The 346-nt window shown below is 43.6% G+C and carries 1 pseudogene; it reads right to left on the bottom strand.

Features of this window, described 5'->3' with window-relative positions:
• Positions 1 to 156: 156 nt before the first annotated feature.
• Positions 157 to 346 (bottom strand): annotated as a pseudogene (locus OB13_RS18220) (polysaccharide lyase); the annotation flags it as partial.

Raw genomic sequence — 346 nt, 5'->3', positions numbered from 1 at the left:
AAAAGCAGCCATTAATTAATGGCTGCTTTTTTATGTCTGCTAGGGCTATGAAGTAAATTCTCCTTAGTTTATATAGGAGTGCTACGTTAAATACCGCAGTCTATAGTTGATTACTACACAGAAGAAGGAGTTTAGCTATACTTATTTTTTGGAATACTAACTTTTGATAGTAAAGCCCAATGTGACAGGGGCACCAGCGGTTCCTGAGGCATTGCTACCCGAGTACGGGGTAGCTGTCAGGGTATAGCTGCCGGTGGGCAATGTCGCATTACCGAAGTAGTAGTTGCCGTTTCCATCATCGCCAAACAAAGCATAAGGCGCGGCATTGTCGGTATAGGTATGGTTC

The organism is Pontibacter sp. HJ8, from assembly GCF_054824225.1.
The sequence above is the reverse complement of the archived record's forward strand: the minus strand, read 5'-3'. Positions and strand labels throughout refer to the sequence as shown.